This window comes from uncultured Bacteroides sp., from assembly GCF_902472605.1.
Lineage (GTDB): Bacteria > Bacteroidota > Bacteroidia > Bacteroidales > Bacteroidaceae > Phocaeicola.
The window spans coordinates 38,964-61,207 of sequence record NZ_CABROP010000002.1; the positions used below are offsets into that span (position 1 = coordinate 38,964).

Annotated in this window: 19 protein-coding genes; 11 read left to right on the plus strand and 8 right to left on the minus strand. The window is 48.5% G+C overall.

What is annotated here, in order from left to right; translation table 11 throughout:
• Positions 1–6: 6 nt before the first annotated feature.
• The 3 genes from RDP42_RS00745 to RDP42_RS00755 all read left to right on the plus strand — a co-directional run bounded on the left by RDP42_RS00745 (position 7) and on the right by RDP42_RS00755 (position 4,175).
• Complete coding sequence (locus RDP42_RS00745; protein WP_308762128.1) at positions 7–2,205, plus strand: S9 family peptidase; 2,199 nt, start codon at positions 7–9, stop codon at positions 2,203–2,205.
• A gap of 80 nt (positions 2,206–2,285) precedes the next feature.
• The gene (lipA, locus tag RDP42_RS00750) at positions 2,286–3,137 is read left to right on the plus strand and encodes a lipoyl synthase (protein WP_308762129.1); all 852 of its coding nucleotides are present in this window, start codon (positions 2,286–2,288) and stop codon (positions 3,135–3,137) included.
• 51 nt (positions 3,138–3,188) lie between these two features.
• Complete coding sequence (locus RDP42_RS00755; RefSeq protein WP_308762130.1) at positions 3,189–4,175, plus strand: hypothetical protein; 987 nt, start codon at positions 3,189–3,191, stop codon at positions 4,173–4,175.
• A gap of 10 nt (positions 4,176–4,185) precedes the next feature.
• Here the strand turns inward: RDP42_RS00755 and RDP42_RS00760 are convergent, their stop codons facing one another.
• The 4 genes from RDP42_RS00760 to RDP42_RS00775 form a co-directional block, all read right to left on the minus strand.
• Positions 4,186–4,890 (minus strand): SAM-dependent methyltransferase, encoded by a 705-nt coding sequence (locus tag RDP42_RS00760; RefSeq protein ID WP_308762131.1) that lies wholly within the window; start codon positions 4,888–4,890, stop codon positions 4,186–4,188.
• A gap of 23 nt (positions 4,891–4,913) precedes the next feature.
• Positions 4,914–5,900 (minus strand): gliding motility lipoprotein GldB, encoded by a 987-nt coding sequence (locus RDP42_RS00765; RefSeq protein ID WP_308762132.1) that lies wholly within the window; start codon positions 5,898–5,900, stop codon positions 4,914–4,916.
• Positions 5,901–5,913: 13 nt separating this feature from the next.
• The gene (locus tag RDP42_RS00770; protein WP_204474691.1) at positions 5,914–6,771 is read right to left on the minus strand and encodes an enoyl-ACP reductase; all 858 of its coding nucleotides are present in this window, start codon (positions 6,769–6,771) and stop codon (positions 5,914–5,916) included.
• 326 nt (positions 6,772–7,097) lie between these two features.
• The gene (locus RDP42_RS00775; protein WP_204474690.1) at positions 7,098–8,072 is read right to left on the minus strand and encodes an ROK family protein; all 975 of its coding nucleotides are present in this window, start codon (positions 8,070–8,072) and stop codon (positions 7,098–7,100) included.
• A 147-nt stretch (positions 8,073–8,219) separates the two neighbouring features.
• Between RDP42_RS00775 and RDP42_RS00780 the strand changes: the two genes are divergently transcribed.
• The 5 genes from RDP42_RS00780 to RDP42_RS00800 are packed head-to-tail and all read left to right on the plus strand — an operon-like array spanning position 8,220 to position 13,933.
• Positions 8,220–8,939, plus strand: coding sequence for an ABC transporter ATP-binding protein (locus RDP42_RS00780; protein WP_308762133.1), 720 nt, complete (start codon positions 8,220–8,222; stop codon positions 8,937–8,939).
• Positions 8,940–8,951: 12 nt separating this feature from the next.
• Positions 8,952–10,202, plus strand: a complete 1,251-nt coding sequence (locus RDP42_RS00785; RefSeq protein WP_308762134.1) for an ABC transporter permease — start codon at positions 8,952–8,954, stop codon at positions 10,200–10,202.
• Between the two features lie 2 nt (positions 10,203–10,204).
• Positions 10,205–11,449, plus strand: a complete 1,245-nt coding sequence (locus tag RDP42_RS00790) for an ABC transporter permease (RefSeq protein WP_308762135.1) — start codon at positions 10,205–10,207, stop codon at positions 11,447–11,449.
• 39 nt (positions 11,450–11,488) lie between these two features.
• Positions 11,489–12,586 (plus strand): efflux RND transporter periplasmic adaptor subunit, encoded by a 1,098-nt coding sequence (locus tag RDP42_RS00795; protein WP_308762136.1) that lies wholly within the window; start codon positions 11,489–11,491, stop codon positions 12,584–12,586.
• Positions 12,587–12,589: 3 nt separating this feature from the next.
• Positions 12,590–13,933 carry a TolC family protein gene (locus RDP42_RS00800; protein WP_308762137.1) on the plus strand — a complete coding sequence of 448 codons (1,344 nt, stop codon included), beginning with the start codon at positions 12,590–12,592 and terminating at the stop codon, positions 13,931–13,933.
• Between the two features lie 162 nt (positions 13,934–14,095).
• On the opposite strand, the gene RDP42_RS00805 is transcribed toward RDP42_RS00800, so the two are convergent.
• Positions 14,096–15,508, minus strand: coding sequence for an rRNA cytosine-C5-methyltransferase (locus RDP42_RS00805; protein ID WP_308762138.1), 1,413 nt, complete (start codon positions 15,506–15,508; stop codon positions 14,096–14,098).
• Between the two features lie 75 nt (positions 15,509–15,583).
• On the opposite strand from RDP42_RS00805, the gene RDP42_RS00810 reads away from it, so the two are divergent.
• Positions 15,584–16,378, plus strand: a complete 795-nt coding sequence (locus tag RDP42_RS00810; protein WP_308762139.1) for a thymidylate synthase — start codon at positions 15,584–15,586, stop codon at positions 16,376–16,378.
• 21 nt (positions 16,379–16,399) lie between these two features.
• Positions 16,400–16,894 carry a dihydrofolate reductase gene (locus tag RDP42_RS00815; protein WP_308762140.1) on the plus strand — a complete coding sequence of 165 codons (495 nt, stop codon included), beginning with the start codon at positions 16,400–16,402 and terminating at the stop codon, positions 16,892–16,894.
• Positions 16,895–16,904: 10 nt separating this feature from the next.
• Here the strand turns inward: RDP42_RS00815 and RDP42_RS00820 are convergent, their stop codons facing one another.
• The 3 genes from RDP42_RS00820 to RDP42_RS00830 form a co-directional block, all read right to left on the minus strand.
• Entirely contained in the window at positions 16,905–17,384 is a 480-nt protein-coding gene (locus RDP42_RS00820) for an Lrp/AsnC family transcriptional regulator (RefSeq protein ID WP_022354822.1), read from the minus strand.
• 174 nt (positions 17,385–17,558) lie between these two features.
• Positions 17,559–18,800 carry a hypothetical protein gene (locus tag RDP42_RS00825; protein ID WP_308762141.1) on the minus strand — a complete coding sequence of 414 codons (1,242 nt, stop codon included), beginning with the start codon at positions 18,798–18,800 and terminating at the stop codon, positions 17,559–17,561.
• Positions 18,801–18,870: 70 nt separating this feature from the next.
• Positions 18,871–20,301, minus strand: a complete 1,431-nt coding sequence (locus RDP42_RS00830; RefSeq protein ID WP_308762142.1) for a carbon starvation CstA family protein — start codon at positions 20,299–20,301, stop codon at positions 18,871–18,873.
• A 228-nt stretch (positions 20,302–20,529) separates the two neighbouring features.
• Here RDP42_RS00830 and RDP42_RS00835 point away from each other — a divergent pair, with 228 nt between their 5' ends.
• On the plus strand, positions 20,530–22,185 hold the full coding sequence (locus tag RDP42_RS00835) for a family 10 glycosylhydrolase (protein ID WP_308762143.1): 1,656 nt from the start codon (positions 20,530–20,532) through the stop codon (positions 22,183–22,185).
• The last annotated feature ends 59 nt before the right edge of the window (positions 22,186–22,244 follow it).

Below are 22,244 nucleotides of genomic sequence, written 5' to 3' on the forward strand. Positions count from 1 at the left end.
ACAGTCATGAAAAAACTTTTCGTACTTTTTTATGCGCTGCTGTGCCTGATCAGTGTACAGGCACAAAAGGTGACCTTGCAAGACGTAGCCAACGGCACCTATCGCGCACAAAGTATACATGGATTGAAACCGATGCTGGATGGCGAGCACTACACGCAAATCAGCAAGGACCACAAGCGTATCGTCAAATATTCGTTTAAAACAGGTAAGGAAGTAGCAACCATCTTCGACGTAGCTACGGCCCGAAATCATACACTCAAAAGCTTCGACGACTACATCATGTCGCCCGATGAGAGCTTGATTCTGATTCAAACGGAAACGAAGCCCATCTACCGGCGTTCTTTCACGGCCGTGTACTATCTGTACAACGTGAAAAACCGTACCCTCGACCCACTTTCGAACAACGGTCCGCAACAAGTACCTCTCTTCTCACCTGACAGCCACCAGATTGCATTCGTACGCAACAACAACATCTACCTGATCAAACTGCTTTTCGGCAACAGCGAATCGCAGGTAACCAAAGACGGAGAGTACAACAAGGTACTGAACGGTATCCCCGACTGGGTGTATGAAGAAGAATTCGGCTTCAACCGTGCCTTCGACTTCAGCGCCGACAGCCGCATGATTGCCTACATCCGTTTCGATGAAAGCCAAGTGCCGATGTTCTCCTTCCCATGGTACAAGGGCATGGCACCGGAAAAGAAAGAATATGCCACTTATCCGGGAAGCTATAACTACAAATATCCGAAAGCCGGTGTATCCAACTCCAAAGTCAGCGTTCATACGTTCGACATCAAGAGTCACGTCACCCGTAAGATGGAACTTCCCATTGATTCCGACGGATACGTACCCCGCATCAAATTTACCAGCGACCCCGAGAAACTGGCCATCATGACCCTGAACCGTCACCAGAATCGATTCGATATTTACATGGCCAATCCGCGCAGTGCCATCTGCAAAGTGGCTATCCGCGACGAAGCAGAACAATACATCAAGGAACAGGCGTATTCGGACATTGTTTTCTATCCGGAACACATCGTCCTGATGAGCGAACGCGACGGATACAACCATCTCTACCTCTATACTATCGGAGGAAATTTAGTAAAACAAATCACCAAAGGCAACTTTGAAGTGAAGGAGTTCTTAGGATGGGACCAGAAGGCCAACGTGTTCTACTACACCAGCAACGAAGGAAGTCCGTTGCGCACGGCAGTGTATAAAATCGATGGAAAGGGCAAAAAAACCAAACTGTCTACACGTACCGGTACCAATAGTGCCCTATTCAGCAAGAACCTGAACTATTACATCAACACGTATTCCAGCGCCCAAACGCCGACTCTCATCACCTTAAACAACAACAAGGGACAGGAAATGGTGACTTTGCTCGACAACAAAGAGCTGAAAAGCAAAATCGCCCAGCTGAACATGCCTACCAAAGAATTCTTTACCTTCAAGACCAAAGAAGGCGTGGAACTGAACGGCTGGATGATGAAACCTGCCAACTTTAACCCGTCTAAGAAATATCCGGTCATCATGCACCAATATAGTGGCCCGGGCTCACAGCAGGTACTCGACAAATGGGGCATCGGCAGTTTCAGCGACGGTGGCATGTTCGAAGCCGTAATGTGTGACAAAGGTTACATCATGGTCTGCGTAGACGGACGAGGCACCGGAGGTAGAGGTGCTGCCTTCGAGAAATGTACCTACCTCTCTATCGGTGTGAAAGAAGCCATCGACCAGGCAGAAGCAGCCAAATATCTTTCTACCCTGCCTTACATTGACGGAAGCCGTATCGGTATCTGGGGATGGAGCTACGGAGGCTACAACACCCTGATGTCCATGAGTGAAGGTTCAGGCGCCTTCAAGGCCGGTGTAGCCATTGCTGCCCCCTCCGACTGGCGGTTCTATGATACGGTCTACACCGAACGCTTCATGCGTACCCCGAAAGAAAACGGCGACGGATACAACAGTTCTTCTGCCATCAACCGGGTACATCAGCTGAAAGGTAGACTGCTGCTCATCCATGGAAGTGCCGACGACAATGTACATTTCCAGAACTTCATGGAATACAACGAAGCATTGATTCAGGCCAACATCCAGTTTGAAACACAGATTTATACCAACCGTAACCACAGCATCTTCGGAGGAAATACTCGCAATCACTTAATGAACAGAGTGGCAAATTTCTTCCTGCAAAACTTATAATGAACCCATCTAACGGATGACACTGGAAAAATACTTCCCGCGTCATCCGTTTTTTCTCTTTGTAATCTATCTTAACCACTATGACACACCTCAAAAAACCCGAATGGTTGAAAATACAGATTGGCACCAATGCCCGATACACCGAGACCAAACGCATCGTCGATACCCATAAACTTCACACCATCTGCAGCAGCGGACGTTGTCCGAACTTAGGAGAATGCTGGGGAAAGGGAACTGCTACCTTCATGATTGGAGGAGCCATATGCACCCGTTCCTGCAAATTCTGCAACACCCTCACGGGAAAACCTCTCCCATTAGACCCGGAAGAACCGAAACATGTGGCAGAATCAATTCAGCTCATGAAACTCAACCATGCGGTCATCACCTCGGTCGACCGCGATGACCTGCAAGATTTAGGAGCCGCCCACTGGGCAGCTACCCTCCGTACCATCCGGGAGTTGTGTCCGGGAACCACCATTGAAGCCCTGATACCCGACTTCCAAGGCCATGCCGATCTGTTGCAGCAAGTCATCGACACCCGTCCGGATATCTTATCGCACAATATGGAAACCGTCCGCCGTATCAGTCCGCTGGTACGAAGCGTGGCCAACTACGACACCAGCCTGAAGGTCATCCGCCAGATTTCAGAGAATGGATTGAAGGCCAAGTCGGGCATCATGGTCGGACTCGGAGAAACGCCCGCTGAAGTAGAAGAAACCATGGACGATCTGCTGGAGAATGGTTGCCGTATCCTGACCATCGGACAATACCTGCAACCCTCGGCCAAACATTATCCTGTGGCTGAATATATCCACCCCGACCAGTTTAAAAAGTATCAGGAAATCGGTGAAGCAAAAGGATTTGAAATCGTGGAAAGCGGACCATTGGTACGGTCTTCCTATCATGCTGAAAAACATCTGCGGAAATCTTGAACAATTCACTTTTTTCAATTGTTCAAAATTTATAACAGGTATTCTTCAGCTATGAATCTATTGCTTAAATACAAGGACAAAATCGTTTCATTCGGACTGCTTCCTACCATCATCACGCTGATAGGGATTCATATTTTCCCTACCACTACCATGTTAGGAATCGGACTGGGAATCAGCCTTGCCGGTGTACTCTACGATGTGCTGCGCCTGAAAGCGCTCAATTTTTTCCTTCTGCAAGGTACCATTGGCATCGGTACCTGCTTCCTGCTAAGGCTGTTTACCGGATACGAATACATTCCTCACAACAGCCTGACACCCACCCTTGAATTCATGTTGCTGGTATGTGCTTTCATCCACGTAACTGCTCCTGAACTATACCGTAACTTCCTGAGAAAGTTCCACCTCAACTTCACTTTCTCCTACCTGCTGGAGGCTAAACTGATTGTCGTTCTTTCCAGCATCCATCTGATTGTCTTGTTTGCGCTGCAGCACGAACTGATTCCTTTCTCTCCGGAACACAACTTTGGCATCATTTACCTGATTCCAACCCTCATCTATCTGCTTTGCCTGGTCATCAATATCATCGGCATACAAATTGCCGCCACCCAGTCACCACAGGAACCACACATCATCCGGATTATTCCCATCTGCAACGGAAAGGTCTACCTCACGCCTCACACGGCGCAACCTTCCATCTGGGATGCTCCTATCCAATCGTTGTTTGAAGGTCCCTTACGCAAAAGCCAGCAACATGCCAAACACCTCCTCAAACAGCAATCCTTCAGCAAAAAGGCGAAAGCTCTGCACAAGAAAATCCACCCGCGCCTGATTCTCAGCTACCGGACGCAAGGAAGTCTGCCTGCCTTCATACAGCTGTACATTCTTCCGGTCGGCCAGGAAAACGAGTTTCCCTTTTCCGGAGGACAATTCTTCACCTGCGAAGACATCAAGAAAAGTCCCACGTGCTTCAGTCAGGAACTGATGATTGAGTGTGAACGCCTGCAACTTGTGGCGCAAGTGTGGAAAGAATTCGAATAAAAAGAAAAGATTATTTATAAATCAAGAAGATGCAAGGAATCTTGTTCAAATCGGGCAGATGTCCTTTCCATTCCTTCACAGTCTTGGTCCTGATATACTCTCCTTCGCACGTGATATTGGCAGCGATACACAGCTTCGTCTGCGGACGACAGGTCTTCAGAATCTCTTCCAACATCTTATGATTGCGGTACGGAGTCTCGATAAACAGCTGGGTCTGATTCTCGCTGTACACGCGAGCTTCCAACTCTTTCAACCGACGGACACGATCGGCCGGTTCGATGGGCAAATACCCGTGAAAAGCAAAACTCTGTCCGTTAAATCCAGAACCCATGACCGACAGAATAATGGAAGAAGGCCCCACCAGAGGCACCACCTTCAGGTTCCGACGCTGAGCTATCGCCACCACATCCGCTCCCGGATCGGCCACAGCCGGACAACCCGCTTCAGAAATCACTCCCATGGCGTTTCCTTGAGCCAACGGTGTCAGATAACCTGCAATATCCTCGGGAGAAGTATGCTTGTTCAACGGATAAAAAGTCAGTTCATCAATATTGATGGCCGCATCCACCTTTTTCAAAAAGCGACGTGCCGAACGTACATCTTCCACAATAAAATACTTGATACCCACGATGATTTCCCGGTTGTAAGAGGGCAACACTTTTTCAATGGCCGTGTCTCCCAAGGTGACAGGCAGCAAATACAATGCAACTTCCATAAGGAATCTTCCAATCTATTAGTTTAATCTTCTATGATGCTGGCACTATCCGTATTCTCCAGCAAATTCTTCATTCCTATTTCCGGATGATTTTTCATATATTTTTCGACTTTCTTCATACCCAGCCATATCCCTAAGAAGGGAGGTATAGTCTGTCCCTTGAATGAAAGTCCGGTGTTCGACGAAATAAAAGAACGGATTACCATCGGGTCGGTAGCTTCCATGTAATGATTTTGCTCCATTCCTTCCCATAGTTCGTCCTCGTATTCTTCACACCATTCGATTTCTTCCGGAGAATAACCTAACGCTATTTCTCCATCGACCTCCCCCTCCAGGATTGTCTCTACAACCCAGGCAATTTTTCCCCGGTATAACAGGATGTCCATCAACGAACGGTGGCCTTCCATCCACGGAAAAGGATACTGCCCCAGCAGATAAAAGGTAAAACAATCGGGCACAATATCATCCGGCGACATCGAACGGCGCTGGTTCGCATAATAATATCGCTTATAAAGCGGATATTCCGTCCCCATGTATTTGTCCAGGCTGATACCCAGCACACTGTCGCTCACCACAATCGACTGGTTCAAGGCAGAAATCTGTGTATACACCTTCGGTATCTGCAAGTCAGGCATTTCCCTTTTCAGGTTCTTGAAGCCCCGTGTCAATCGCTTCTCAAACGGAGACATATCCTTGAACTTCTCTTCCACATCCTCCATGAGATGTACCAAGATAGAATCTGAAAAGTAAGCGCAAAGACGCTCATTAATATCGGGCGTATTTACAGCCCCCAAATCCAGCACATCCTCTATCAGCAAGCGGGTTTCCTGGGCAAACTCCGTGTTCATCCGCTGCAAGGAAAAGAAACTGTTCTGTACGGTAGCCTCATACTGAAGGCGGTCATATCGGGCTATTTTTATTCCTGTAAACGAAAAATCGCCTTGCTGCTCATCAGAATGACAAGCAGACAAGACGATTATACTCAGTAATATAAAAATAAACCGATACATTTACATTTAATGATTATCCATAAATGATATGACCATCCGCATCCTTATATTCATCCAATCCTTTCTCATAAGTAGCCATGGCACGCAAACTCATTCCTACGCTGGAGAAACCTCCATCGTGGAACAGATTCTGCATCGTCACCTTACGAGTCAAATCAGAGAACATCACAATACAGTAATCAGCACATTCATCGGCTGAAGCATTGCCCAGCGGAGACATGCGGTTGGCAAAGTCAAACAACTTGTCCATACCCTTCACACCAGAGCCGGCTGTCGTCATGGTCGGTGACTGGGAAATGGTATTGATACGCACATGATGTTCACGGCCATAGATATAACCGAAGCTACGTGCGATAGATTCCAGCAAAGCTTTGGCATCGGCCATGTCATTGTAGCCATAGAATGTACGCTGTGCAGCCACATAACTCAAAGCCAGAATAGAACCATACTCATTGATGGCATCCAATTTCTTGGCAGACTGAATCATCTTGTGGAATGATACGGCAGAAATATCCAACGTTTTTGCCAGCATATCATAGTCCAAATCATCGTATGTACGTTTTTTACGAACATTTGGAGACATACCGATAGAATGAAGCACAAAGTCAATCTTTCCACCCAAAACCTCCATTGAACGTTTGAATACATTTTCCAAATCTGCTACGCAGGTGGCATCAGCGGGAATCACTTCACAGTTCAATTTTTTCGCCAAATCAGATACCTGTCCCATACGTACTGCTACAGGGGTATTAGATAATGTAATGACAGCACCTTCTTCTACAGCCTTTTCTGCTACTTTCCATGCGATAGACTGTTCATTCAAGGCACCAAAAATAATACCTCTTTTTCCTTTCAGCAAATTATAACTCATATTATTTTCAATTATAAATTCGGCGCAAAGATACAAACTTTATTTACATTATTTACATTTCTCTCGCCAAATTATTGAATCAGATACCAATCTGAGAATTTTTTCTGATACAAAAATCCATAAAATACATGCGTATATAACACAGAATCATTATTTTTGCAATTGAATAAAAAAGGTTTTTCATAATATTATTTAGGTTAGAATTAGATGTATTATCTTTCTGCATGCCTTCTGCGAAGACCGCATTCTCAGAGAGATAATCGTAAAAAAACAGCCTTGGCAGGTTTCATTCCGCCAAGGCTGTTTTTCTATTTCAAGATAACGGATTAATTTTCCTTTACTTCCCATCCCAGTGCACTGGCTCCCAATACAGCCGCATCAGCGTCTTTCAACTGAGAGAGCAACAGTTTGGTCTTTCCGGCATAAATCTTCAGCACGTTTTCATCAATTGCCTTCTGAATCGGCTTCATGATGTAATCGCCAGATTTGGCCAGACCACCGAACAGGATGATGGCTTCCGGGCTGGAGAAGGCAATGAAGTTAGCCAACGCTTCTCCTAAGATACGTCCGGTAAATTCAAAAATATCCTGTGCCAGCTTGTCGCCCTTCACGGCTGCATCGTATACATCCTTCGACTGGATTTCATCTGCCGGAATGTTACGCAACAAACTGGGTTCCGTACGCTGTACGAGGAACTCACGTGCCGTACGGGCTACACCGGTAGCCGAGCAGTAAGTTTCCAGACAACCTTTACGTCCGCAACCGCATGCACGACCGTTACGGTCTACAATTACGTGTCCCAATTCACCGGCAAAGCCATCATGACCATACACCAGCTGTCCGTTGACCACGATACCGCTTCCTACGCCTGTACCTAAAGTAATCATGATAAAATCCTTCATACCACGAGCCGCACCATATGTCATTTCCCCGATAGCTGCCGCATTCGCATCGTTGGTCAAGGCAGTAGGAATACCCAACTGTTCTTCAAACATGGAAGCCAACGGAATAATACCTTTCCACGGCAGGTTTGGAGCAAATTCAATGGTACCACTGTAGTAGTTACCATTCGGCGCACCTACTCCCATACCTTTTACCTTTTCAGCTCCGCCAAACTGTGAAAGCAACGGAAGGAGCTTTTTACATACTGCATCGACGTAATCTTCGATATTATCATATTGCTGAGTCTTGACAGAATCAGAAGCCAACACGTTACCACGTGAGTCAACCACACCGAAAACGGTGTTTGTTCCGCCAATGTCCATACCTACTACATAAGGTTTTTCCATGTTGATTGTCATGACATTTCTCTATTTAGGGTTAATTATCTATGGACAAAAGTAAATAATCAGTAAAAACAGAACAAATTTTTCACCCATTATTTTTGAATACGTACCACTTTTTCTACATTTGTGAAATAGTAGTAAAAATGTATTAACACAAACCAAATGATTACACTTAAAAACATTCACAAAACTTACAACAACGGTACTCCCCTTCATGTGCTCAAAGGCATCAACCTGCACATCGACAAAGGAGAATTCGTCTCCATCATGGGAGCATCCGGTTCCGGGAAATCCACCTTATTGAATATTCTTGGAATATTGGACAATTACGATTCAGGCGAATACTACCTGAACAATGTACTCATCAAAGACCTCAGTGAAACCAGAGCCGCTGAATACCGCAACCGGATGATCGGCTTTATTTTCCAGTCATTCAACCTCATTTCGTTCAAGGACGCCATGGAGAATGTGGCTCTTCCTCTTTTCTATCAGGGAGTCAGCCGCAAGAAACGCAACCTGCTGGCCATGGAGTACCTCGACAAGCTGGGACTGAAAGAATGGGCGCACCACATGCCCAATGAAATGTCGGGCGGACAGAAACAGCGTGTGGCCATTGCAAGAGCCTTGATATCCAAGCCGGAAATCATCCTGGCCGATGAACCGACTGGAGCTTTGGACAGCAAGACCTCGGTAGAAGTCATGAACATCCTGAAAGAGTTGCACGACCAAGACGGACTGACCATCGTCGTGGTTACCCATGAAAGCGGGGTAGCCAACCAGACCAACAAGATTATCCACATCAAAGATGGAGTGATAGAACGCATTGAAGATAATATGGACCATCATGCTTCTCCGTTCGGACAAAACGGATTCATGAAATAAATTTCCACTGCCATGACAGAACTGATACACGAAATCTACGGAACCATCATGCGCAACAAGTTGCGCACGCTGTTGACCGGTTTCTCCGTGGCGTGGGGAATCTTCATGCTGATTGTCCTACTCGGAGCAGGCAACGGCCTCATCCATGCATTTGAGAACCAGTCGGAAGGTATGCTCATGAACTCCATGAAAATCTATCCGGGCATAACTTCAGAACCTTATAAAGGAATGAAAGAAGGACGCAGTATCTACCTGAAAGAAAGTGACCGGGAACTGACGGCTTCCTCTTTCCCCGACCATATCTTGGAAACAGGTGCCTCCGTCAGCAAGAGCGATGTCACCCTTACCTACGGCAAAGAGGCCCTCAGCATCGAGCTGGACGGGGTACTTCCCAATTATCCTTCCCTCGAAGCCATCAAGATAAAGGAAGGGCGCTTCATCAACAAACGCGACATAGAAGAAAAGCGGAAAGTCATTGTCCTCCACGAAAAGACGGTCAAGAACCTATTCCCACATACCGCTCCTATAGGGAAGTACCTCAACGCACAAGGGGTTTCCTATCAAGTAGTGGGCATCTACAAAGACCAGAACAGTTTCTCTCCTTCGGCACTGGTACCTTTCACCACCCTGCAAACCATCTATCAAAAAGGAGACAGCATCGACGACATCACGTTCACCACCCAAGGACTGGCCAATGAAGCGTTGAACGAAGAATTCGAAGCCGACTACCGCTGCACGTTGGGCCTGAAAAAACAATTCTCTCCCACCGACGACGGAGCCATCTGGATATGGAACCGTTTCACCCAGTACCTTCAGCAACAGACGGCCACCCAAATTCTGCACACCGCCATCTGGGTAATCGGTATCTTTACCTTGCTGAGCGGCATTGTGGGAGTGAGCAACATCATGCTTATCACCGTCCGTGAACGGACCCACGAGTTCGGCATCCGCAAGGCACTGGGGGCCAAACCAATGTCCATCCTCTGGCTGATTATTTCAGAAAGTGTGGCCATCACGACTTTCTTCGGCTACATCGGCATGGTGGCGGGTATTGCCGTCACGGAATACATGAACCAGGTGGCCGGAAAACAGACCATGGACATGGGGGTATTCTCCATGACCTTCTTCGAGAACCCGACGGTCGACCTATCCATTGCCATTGAGGCGACCCTGACCTTAGTTATCGCCGGTACACTGGCCGGACTTTTCCCCGCACGAAAAGCCGCCAGAATCCGACCCATTGAAGCACTTAGAGCAGACTAACCATGAGACGATTTGACTTAGATACATGGGAAGAAATTCTTCTCACCATCACCCGCAACAAAACCCGGAGTTTCCTGACGGCTTTCGGTATCTTCTGGGGAATATTCATGCTGATAGCCCTGATGGGAGGGGCGAAAGGCCTTCAACAGTTGCTTTCGCGCCAGTTTGAGGGTTTTGCCACCAACTCCGGTTTCCTGGGCGCCAACAAGACCAGCAAAGCTTATAAAGGATTCCAACAGGGAAGATACTGGGATTTGGAAAACAAAGACGTAGAACGGGTCCGGAAACAGGTCAACGAACTGGAAACCGTGACTGCCACCCTGGCCAAATGGGGCATCAACGCCATCTACAACGAGAATAAAATCTCGGGAACGCTGAAAGGACTGTATCCCGAGTACCAAAAGATTGAAGAACCGAACATCGTATTCGGACGTTTCATCAACGACATTGATATCCGCGACCAACGGAAAGTGTGTGTCATCGGGAAGCGTATCTACGAGAGCCTCTTCCCGGGAGGAGAAGACCCCTGCGGAAAATTCATCGAGGTCAACGGCATCTACTACCGGATTATCGGGGTCAGCATGGCCGTAGGAAACATCTCCATACAAGGCCAATCGGAAACCTCAGTAGTTATTCCATTTACTACCATGCAGCAGAACTACAACTTCGGACAGAAAGTACAGTTGCTCTGCTACACGGCCCGCAAAGGCTATTCCATTGGAGAAGTAGAAAAGAAAGTGGAACAGGTGGTCAAGCAGGCTCACCTGATTCATCCCGACGACGGACAGGCCGTGATTCTGGTCAATGCGGAAGCCATGTTCAGCATGGTAGACAACCTGTTCTCGGGCATTAAGATTTTAGGCTGGATGGTTGGCCTCGGCACATTGCTGGCCGGAGCCATCGGCGTGAGCAACATCATGATGGTCACCGTCAAGGAGCGAACCACTGAAATCGGTATCCGGCGTGCCATCGGAGCCCGTCCCAACGATATTCTGTCACAGATTTTATCGGAAAGCATGGTCCTGACCATCCTGGCAGGCATGGCCGGCATCACCTTTGCCGTCTTCCTCCTGAACCTGACAGAAATGGGCACCTCTACTCCCACTGAGCCCACGAATTTCCAGATCAGTTTCTGGCAAGCCATCGGAGCTTGCGTACTTCTGCTCGTATTAGGGCTGCTGGCCGGATTGGCACCTGCCTATCGGGCCATGAGCATCAAACCGATTGAGGCCATACGCGACGAATAAATAAAGCCACAAAACAAACAAAAAAAAACAAAGTTCATTATGAAAAAGTACATCAAAATCATCTCACTGGTGCTGATTGCACTGATTTTCATCGGCACCTTCGTGTTCCTGTATCAAAAATCACAGCCGAAAGAAACGGCTTACGAAATTCTCCATTCACAGACCACGGATTTGGTGCAAACCACCGTAGCCACCGGAAAAATTGAACCGCGCGACGAAGTACAAATCAAGCCGCAAATCTCCGGCATCATCTCCGAAGTATACAAGGAGGCCGGCCAAACGGTGAAGAAAGGTGAAATCATTGCCAAGGTCAAGGTTATTCCCGAACTGGGTTCCCTCAATTCGGCCGAAAGCCGTGTCCGTCTGGCCGAAATCAACGGCCGACAGGCAGAGACCGACCTGGAACGTATGGAGAAACTCTATAAAAGCAAGCTGGTAAGCAGCGAGGAATACGAAAAGACCTTGCTGGCTGCCAAACAGGCCCGCGAAGAATTACAGGCCGCCAAAGACAACCTGCAGATTGTCAAGGAAGGTATCACCAAGAGCAGTGCTTCTTTCAGCAGTACCCTGATTCGTTCTACCATCGACGGACTGATTTTGGACGTGCCCATCAAGGTGGGAAACTCGGTCATCATGAGTAACACGTTCAACGACGGAACCACCATTGCCACCGTAGCCGACATGAGCGACCTCATCTTCCGCGGCAATGTGGACGAAACCGAAGTGGGACGTATCCGCGAAGGTATCCCTGTGAAAATCACTTTGGGCGCCTTGCAGAACATGGAATTCGATGCCGTACTGGAATACATCTCTCCGAAAAGCGTGGAAAACAACGGGGCCAACCAGTTTGAAATCAAGGCAGCCATCACGGTGCCCGACAGCGTGACCATCCGCTCCGGATACAGTGCCAACGCAGAAATCGAACTCCAGCGGGCAGACCATGCCCTGACCGTACCGGAAAGTGCTGTTGAATTTAGCGGCGACTCTACCTTCGTCTATGTACTGACCGACAGCGTACCTACCCAGAAATTCATCCGCCGCCAGGTACAGACCGGCATCAGCGACGGGGTAAACATTGAAATCAAAAGCGGACTGAAATCCAACGAATCAGTCAGAGGACTCAAAAAAGAAATGTAAGCCATGAAAAGAAACCTGAAATCACTGGCCGTACTGACTTTCAGTCTTCTGGCCACCCATGCCCTTCAGGCACAGGAAGCATGGGATCTCACCCGTTGCATTGAATATGCCGTTGCCCACAACCTGACCGTCAAGCAGCAGGAAGCTGCCCGCGACAAAAGCGAAGTGGAACTGAACACTGCCAAATGGAGCCGCCTGCCCGACCTGAACGGAAGTGCGTCTCACTCCTTCAACTTCGGACGAAGCCTCCAGGCCAACAATACCTACCAGAGTATCAATACCCAGAACACAGGCTTCAACCTGAGTACCAGCGTGCCTTTGTTTACCGGCATGCAGATTCCGAACAACATCGCCCTTTCCAAACTGAACCTGCAAGCGGCCACGGAAGACTTGAACAAGGCCAAAGAGGATATCAGTATCCAAGTGACCTCGGCCTACCTGCAAGTACTCTTCAACGAAGAGTTGGTCAAGATTGCCCGCCAGCAGGTGGAGTTGAGTCAGGAAATGCTCACCCAGAAAGAAGCCTACTTCCAGAACGGGAAAGCTTCGGAAGCGGAATTGTACGAGGCCAAGTCACGCGTGGCACAAGACCAGCTTTCACTGGTACAGACCGAGAACGATTACCGTCTGTCTCTACTCGACCTCAGCCAGCTGCTGGAACTGCCTTCGCCCGAGGACTTCCGGATTGTCAGTCCCGATATCCAGCCCGAACAACTGTTCGGTACCCTGACCTCGCCGACCGACATCTACAACCAGGCCCTGCTCATCAAGCCTTCCATCAAGGCCGCACAGTACCGCCTGCAAGGCGCGGCCCGCAGCATCCGCATTGCCCAAAGTGCCTATTATCCCCAACTCAGTTTCGGGGCCGGCCTGGGCACCAGCTACTATAAAATGTCGGGCCGGGAGAATGCCAGTTTCCATTCCCAGCTGAAAGACAACTTCAGCCAATACGTGGGACTTTCGCTGAGCATCCCTATCTTCAACCGACTGAGTACCCGCAACCGCGTCCGCACGGCACGCCTGGAACAAACCACCCTGAACTGGCAACTGGAAGAAAGCAAGAAAGCGCTCTACAAGGAAATCCAGCAGGCCTACTACAATGCGGTCAATGCCGAAAGCAAGTACCAGAGCAGCCAGACAGCCGACGAAGCCGCAGAAGCTTCCTTCAAGCTGATGAAGGAAAAATATGCCAACGGAAAGGCCAATGCCACGGAATACAACGAAGCGCGCACCAACTGGATGAAAGCCGTGTCCGACTGCGTACAAGCGAAATACGACTACCTGTTCCGCACCAAGATTCTGGATTTCTACCAAGGCATTCCGCTTACATTGGACAAAGCGAAATAATCACTGATTTTCAACCGATTACATTTTACGTTTCAAACGCAGGGGCCACACAGAAAAAACGCAAGTACGTTTCAACTTAAACGCCCTTGCGTTTGAAGTAAAATGTACTTGCGTTTTATGTCAAACGTCCTTGCGTTTCAGTCCAAACGCAAAGGCGTTTTTTTAACCGAATAAATCGGGAATCATTTCCGGCAGATAACCGCTTCGGATTCTCCACTCCTGCGGATACAGATTATTGGCCCGGTTGCCGATGTTCTTGGCAAATCCCAACACACTGCCCCGGTAAGTCAACGTGACATAGCCTTTTGGCACCTCCGGCGGAAGCACGACCGCCTCTTTCCTCAAATACGCGATGGCCTGCTCATAAGTCAACTCCGCCTGCGGGAACGTATCCCGCTGAAACGCCGTACTCATGGCCAGCGTATGCGAAGGCTGCCAATCCTTTCCTTTCCATTCTCCGAGCGTGATTCCGGCATGCAACACCTTGAGCCGGCTCTTCAACAGTTCATACACCTCTCCATAGGCGGCTGGAAAAGCTACCGCTTCCGTATTTTCCACCTTCAGTGCATATTTTTCCGCCTCACATATCCAGTTCTGCATCTCCCGCGGCACCTGAAGCACCTGCGTTTTTCCTCCTTTACCTTTCTTGGCCGATTTACCCGACGGTTTTACCCGGGCACATTCCCGGTCTTCTTCCGACGTTTTCCGCAGTACGGCGAGGAACAACCCTTCTCCCGTCGTCTTATGCGGCAGGAAACGATACACCGGAAACTCCTCCTCTGTCAGGTTCCCAGTAATGTGCCACTCCGGCTGTACTTCCAACGGCAAGACCTCGGCTCCCAGTTCGCGGGCAATCCACGCCACATTGTCCTCATTTTCCTCCCGGTTGTAAGTACACGTACTGTATATCAGTAAACCTCCCGTTTTCAGACAGGGCCATATATCCCGCAAGATACGCCGCTGACGCTGCCAGCAGGTATCCACATTGTCAATGCTCCATTCCTGCACCGCCACTTCATCCTTTCGGAACATTCCTTCTCCCGAACAGGGCACATCGGTCAGCATCACGTCGAAGAGCGGCCCAAGTTCCATAAAGTCAGCCGGATCATTGTTCGTCACGATCACCTCCGGATGCCCCCACTTGATCAGGTTTTCGGCCAGTACCTGAGACCTATTGCGCATCACCTCATTGGCCACTAACAGACTGCCTTCCGGCAACACGGACCGGGCCAGCGTAGATTTGCCCCCGGGAGCCGCACACAAGTCGAGCATCACCACCGGTTCGTGCACATACTGGCGGAGTGCCTGTGCCAGAAACATGGACGAAGCCTCCTGCACATAATAACATCCGGCATGAAACAACGGGTCGAACGTGAACGACGGCCGTCCGGACAAATAATATCCTTCCGGACACCAGGGTACAGGCGTACTGTCGGCAGGAACGGAGGAACACTTATCCTGATTGATACGGATACTGACCGGCGTTTCCTTTTCCAAGGCTTCCGTCAAAGCAGCAAAGTCAGCCTCTCCCAACAACCGGCGGATACGGATGACAAAATCAGCAGGTAAATTCATGACTTTCGCAAAATTTGTTATGCCGGCAAAAATAAAAAAATTTAGCTACCTTTGCAAAAAACAAAAAATCCAATCATGAAACAATATCTTGACTTGTTGCACCGCATCCGTACAGAAGGCGTACGCAAAGACGACCGTACCGGCACAGGCACAATCAGCGTGTTCGGGCACCAGATGCGCTTCAACCTGGAAGACGGCTTCCCGCTTGTCACCACCAAAAAACTCCACCTGAAATCCATCATCTACGAACTGCTGTGGTTCCTCAAAGGAGATACCAACGTGAAATACCTGCAGGAACACGGGGTCAGAATCTGGAACGAATGGGCCGATGAGAACGGCGATTTAGGCCACATCTACGGCTATCAGTGGCGCTCCTGGCCCGGATACGACGGCAAATTCATCGACCAGATTTCGGAAGCGGTGGAAACCATCAAGCATAATCCGGATTCCCGACGCATCATCGTCAGTGCCTGGAACGTAGGCGACTTAAATAATATGAACCTTCCTCCTTGCCATGCGTTTTTTCAGTTCTATGTAGCCAACGGACGGTTGAGCCTGCAAATGTACCAGCGCAGTGCAGACACCTTCTTAGGCGTACCGTTCAACATCGCCTCGTATGCCTTACTGCTACAGATGATGGCACAGGTCACCGGACTGAAAGCAGGTGATTTCATCCACACGCTCGGCGATGCCCACATCTACCTGAACCACCTGGAACAAGTTGATTTACAGCTCACCCGCACTCCACGCCCCTTGCCTACCATGAAAATCAATCCGGACGTGAAGGACATCTTCAGCTTCCAATACGAAGACTTCCAGCTGGAAAACTACGACCCGTGGCCGCACATTGCGGGAAAAGTATCCGTATAACCCACTCTAAAGAACAGAAATATGACCTTATCCATCATTGCCGCCATCAATCAGAAACGAGGCATCGGCTATCAGAACAAACTGCTTTACTGGCTGCCTAACGACCTGAAGCGCTTCAAGGCACTCACCACCGGACATACCATTCTCATGGGACGTCACACCTTTGAATCCTTACCCAAAGGCGCACTTCCCAACCGGAGAAATGTGGTGCTGAGCAGACAAGATTTACACTTTGAAGGAGCTGAATGCTTCCACACGCTGGAAGAAGCCCTGAAATCGTGCAAGGAGGAAGAAGAAGTATTTGTCATCGGAGGAGCCATGCTCTACACGGAGGCCCTCCCGCTGGCCGATCGTCTCTATCTGACCGAAGTGGAAGACGACCAGGTGCCCGCCGACACCTTCTTCCCAGAAATCGACCACAATGTATGGCAAGAAAAAAGTAGAGAATGCCATCCGATGGACGAAAAGCATCTCTACTCTTATAGTTTCGTTGACTACGAACGTACACAAAAATAAGTGTCACGCATCAATCGTCGTCATTCGCCAGGTCCATAATTGGCATCTGGCGTTTGATGGCTTCACGGAAAGAAATGATGGTTTCCGAACGTGACAAGCCCAGCGGTTGAAGTTTGTCATGAATAATCTCCAGCAGGTGATGATTGTTTTTCGCATAAATTTTGATAAACAAGTCATACTGTCCGGTCGTAAAATGACATTCCACCACTTCCGGAATGTGCTTCAATGCCTCCGTGACGGAATCAAACTGTTCCGGATCTTTCAAATACAAACCGATATAGGCACAAGTTTCATAGCCTATCTTTTCCGGATCAATGATGAATTCTGAACCCTTCAGAATTCCTAAGTTCGTCAACTTTTGAATTCGCTGATGAATAGCGGCTCCCGATACATTACACGCGCGTGCCACTTCCAAGAAGGGAATACGTGCGTTGCCTGCAATCATGCGCAGGATCTGTTCGTCTAAGGTGTCTAATTGATGATGTCCCATCTTCTATGTTTTTGTATTCATGCAAAGGTAATACATTTTCTTTATATAATCTCAATATTTATAACCTTTACTTGATTTTTAACATGAAATTTATAGAAATACAAGGGTTTATCTTCAGCTTACACTTTTTAAGTTCCGCCCGCCATATGCTGCGGACAGCAGACGCATCTTGTCTCAGAACTGGAACAAAGCAGTGAATACAATACGGTTGTTCTTCACCAGATGTGTATCGGTCACACGGGCCTTTGCGGTATAATCTCCATACCAGGCACCGGTCCAGGTATATTCTGCACCAATCTTCCAGTTCGGACGATTGTAAGTGAATTCCGCACCTAAGGTATTCAACTGATCAATATCGGTTCCCGTACCCAGCACGCCGGTCACCTCTTTCGAAGCTCCCAAGTTCTTCAAGTATCCGGCAAAGATACCGCCACGGAACGTACTTCCGTACATCATGTTCACCCAAGTATGAGATACGCGTAAAGGAGTATATTCCTGTTCTCCCGTACGAGAATCGGCAGACACTATACCATATCCTCCAATCGTACTGGTCTGTGTCAGGTTAGAGCCTAATACACCTTTGGCCGCCAGCAAAAAACGCTGGTGAGTATATTTCACATGAGCCTCGGCCGAAACTCCCGTAATACGTTCACTCACCTTGTAGGTTTTTCCATTATATACCGACTGTGTACGCGGCGTAATGGAAGAAACGTGTACGCCTGCACCGGCCAGCAAGCCCGGACGTTTGTAGTCCATGCCCAAATAAAATTCCGGGGTACATCCGTTCTTGATGAAGCTCTGGTTTTTCTGTGTAGCCGTTGCTCCCGCTTCATTGGAAGACGGACCGACAGACAAATACTGCGACTGCCATACGGCAGCAGCCGTCAACACGAAATGTTTTTCCGTCAAACGGTAACGTACCTGCGGTGCACGGCTGAAAGGCTGATAAGGAGCCCCCATATTCAGGTTCAAGATATCAGGCGACACATCTCCGTACAAAGGATGCCAGGTCTGCCCCACCAGCAACGCAGATTTTCCCCAATCGAGGTTGAAATACGCATGACGGATACGAATCAGCGAGTAGGTCGTTCCTGAACCACGGAAGTCGATTTCCACCTTTGCCGAGGTCTTGGCCTTACCGAACATGAGTCCGGTCACATCCACTCCCAACCGAGTATATAAGGTATAGAAATTACCGTCGGGCTTTGCATTCATATCCTTTCCATCCGCATCGGGGGCCACATCCTTTGGATACATATAAAAAAGTCCGTCCACAGTCTCCGAATTGGAACGGCTGTTATAAAACAAATCTGTACGTACCTGGCCATAAAACTTATAGCCAAAATCTTTCTTCTGTGCCATCATCCCTGCCGAGACCGTCATCATGGCACACATTAAAAAGAAACTCTTTTTCATTTGAAATCACTTTTATCCTTAACCGGCTGCAAAAGTAGCCATAATCTGCAGAACAGCCAAACAAAAATCCTTACAAGGAACGCACCCGGCGGAACCAGCAGATAAACCAGACTGCCGCAATCAGCGTACAGACTCCACCAATGGTGTAGGAAATTTCTCCTCCCAATGAAAAGCCTTCGGGAGCGATAAACAAATAGGTAGAGCAGACACTCGTCATGAACAAGGCCGGTATCAGGGTCACCCAATAATTTTTCCGGGTTCCCACCAGATAAGCCGTAATGGCCCACAACGTGAAGACAGACAGCGTCTGGTTGCACCAGGCAAAATAGCGCCAGATAACTTTGAAACCTTCTGCATCGCCAAAACTGTAAATCAGCAAGGCCACCGTCACCACAAAAATGGGAATACTGATGACCAGCCGTTTCCCGATGGAGCGCTGTTCCACATGGAAGAAGTCGGCGACAATCAGACGGGCCGAACGAAGGGCCGTATCGCCACTCGTAATCGGAGCTGCCACAATACCTAAAATGGCCAGGATACCTCCAAAGGCGCCCAACCAATCCTTGGAAATGTCGGTGGCCACCTTGGCTCCCGAATAGGCCACTCCCGTCACCTTATCCACAATACCGTTTTCCTGAAAGAAATACGTGGCAGCGGCGGCCCAAATCAGAGCCACAATGCCTTCGGTCACCATCGCCCCGTAGAACACCGGACGACAATGTTTCTCATTGGTAATGCAGCGAGCCATCAAAGGCGACTGTGTGGCATGGAAACCACTGATTGCCCCACAGGCAATGGAAATGAACATCATCGGGAATATCGGATTTTTCTCGTATTTCGTGCCGAAGCCTTCCCACATTTCCGGAAGCTCCGGACTTTTCACATACAACATCACTAAAATACCTACCGCCATAAACAACAAGGCAAACGCAAACAACGGATAGATGCGTCCGATAATCTTGTCGATGGGAAGCATGGTGGCCAGGATGTAATACAGAAAAATGACCACCACCCAGAAATACACATCCAAGGAAGCCGGCGTCATCCCCGCTAAGAGTTCAGCCGGACCGGACACAAACACGGCTCCTACCAGAATCATCAGCAAGACGGTGAATACGCAAGCGACGTTTTTGGTCCGTACCCCCAAATAACGGCCGATAATCTCCGGCAAACTTTCTCCGTTGTTCCGCAACGACAATGCGCCGGACAGAAAATCATGTACCGCACCGGCAAAGATGGTACCGAACACAATCCACAGATAAGAAGCCGTGCCGAACTGTGCACCCATGATGGCCCCGAAAATGGGACCTAAACCGGCAATATTCAAAAACTGAATCATAAAAATTTTCCACGTAGGAAGTGGAATGAAATCAACCCCGTCTGTCATAGTCAGTGCCGGAGTTTTTCGGGCAGAATCAGGTGCAAACAACGTATTTATGTATTTTCCATATCCCCAATATCCTACCACCAGTAAAACTAATGCGATAGTAAATGTTACCATAGATTTCGGTTTATCTCTTATTTCGTGGCAAAAGTAATAAAAAGAAATAAAATGCAAGATATAACGATAAATTTTATCACCCGAAGAAATAATATCCTTCTATAAAGAAATAAAAGTGTCCTATTTAAAGAACATAAAAAAGCCTCGAAACAGCCTAATTAGAAAACTGTATTTTCAATTTGCCTCTGCGAACAGCTTTGATTATATTTGCGGAAATTTTAATCAGACATGCGAATTCTCATCACTTTGCTATTGATAAGCAGCTTTCTTTTCGCACAGGCACAGCCCAAAGAAGAAATCCGTGCCACGTGGCTGACCACGCTGGGAGGAATGGACTGGCCCACCCGAAAAGCCAATTCCCCCAAAGGTATCGAAGCCCAAAAACAAGAACTCATCCAACAGCTGGACGCGTTGCAGGCGGCCCATTTCAACACCGTACTTTTCCAGACCCGGCTTCGGGGGGATGTGATTTATCCGTCTGCGTATGAAACCTTTGCGGAAAGCCTAACCGGCCATACAGGAAAAAATCCCGGATACGACCCCTTGCAATTTGCCATCGAAGAATGTCACAAGCGGGGCCTTGAGTTCCATGCCTGGCTAGTATGTATTCCTATCGGCAACAAACGGCAGGTTGGCCTGTTAGGGAAGAACTGCGTCATCAAAAAGCAGCCCAAGCTTTGCAAACAGTTCAACGGAAGCTGGTACCTCGACCCCGGCAATCCAGGTACGGCCGAATACCTTAGTCAGATAGCCAAGGAAATCGTTTCACGCTATGATGTGGACGGTATTCATCTGGACTATATCCGCTACCCGGAGCAAGGGGAAAAGTTTCCCGACAAAGACACGTACCGCAAATACGGGAAGAAACAAGACCTGAAACAATGGAGAAGAGACAACATCACGCACATTGTCCGGCGAATTTATACGGAAGTCAAGCGACTGAAACCCTGGGTCAAAGTAAGCAGTTCCCCCATCGGAAAGTTCAATGACACCCGACGCTATTCCTCCTTCGGATGGAACGCCTATGAAACGGTCTATCAGGATGCCCAGAAATGGTTGAACGAGGGCATTCAGGATGCCCTTTTCCCGATGATGTATTTCCAGGGAAACCATTTTTATCCCTTTGCCCTCGACTGGAAGGAAAACAAGCACGACCGATGGATTGTACCGGGACTGGGCATTTATTTCCTTCATCCGAAAGAACAGAATTGGCAAATCGATGAGATTATCCGTCAGATTTATTTCACCCGACGCATCGGGCTGGACGGACAGGCTTATTTCCGCAACAAGTTCATGCTCGGCAATACCAAAGGAATACTGGACGAACTGAAAGGCAATTTCTATGCTTACCCGGCCGTGGTTCCGCCTATGCGATGGGCTTCACAGACTGCTCCCGCTTCGCCCACCGCCCCCAGCGTGAAACTGCAAGGAGAGAATATCCAAATGACCTGGAAAGCCTCTGAAAGCCAGCCGGGAGGAATCTACTATCGCGTGTATGCTTCCGACACATATCCCGTCGATACCGAGAAAGCCCAAAATCTGATTCTCTCACGGACCGACAGTTGCCAGTACACGTTCACTCCTAGCCCGTCACAAAAAGGAGGTATCTACTGGGCCGTGACGGCTATCAACCGCTTTGGATTTGAAAGTGCCCCTTTGGCGTTGAATGCCCCTGCCAAAGACGAGCCTTCCATCTTATACGGACGACTCCCCGTACTTCCGAAAGGCTATACCCTGATTGTCAGTGAAGCGACAGGAATTGAGATTCTCCGGACTACCCAGCCCGAGAAAGACATTCCTCAGAAAATCGGCAAAGGATTCTTCCGGCTGAGCTTACTGGCACCCGATGGAAGCATCACCCCGGCAGGTGTCACCGTATACTGATGCATTTTATTCCGAAACGCATGGTAATAAAAGGAATATTCACTAAATTTGCACATTCA